Genomic DNA, 240 nt, shown 5'->3' on the forward strand with positions numbered 1-240 from the left:
GACTACAGCAAAAGACAAGGTGGGAGACCCGGATGCTGCCGTGTCTCGGGCTTGGCTCGATCGTCGTCCTGCCGGCCGCGATTCTGTCGAAGCGGATGACGCCGCTCGTCGCGCTGAGCATCGTGCCGATCGCGGCGTCGCTGCTCGGCGGCGTCGGGCTGCACACCAGCAAGTTCGTGATCGTCGGGCTGAAGGGCCGCGCGCCCGTGGTCGGGATGTTCGTGTTTGCGATCCTGTATT

Annotated in this window: 1 pseudogene; it reads left to right on the top strand. The window is 65.4% G+C overall.

Annotation, left to right across the window (positions count from 1 at the left end):
- Positions 1 to 32 precede the first annotated feature (32 nt).
- A pseudogene (locus KVT39_RS37295) lies at positions 33 to 240 on the top strand (citrate transporter); the annotation flags it as partial.

It is taken from the genome of Burkholderia sp. GbtcB21 (assembly GCF_019091065.1).
Lineage (GTDB): Bacteria > Pseudomonadota > Gammaproteobacteria > Burkholderiales > Burkholderiaceae > Burkholderia > Burkholderia pyrrocinia_C.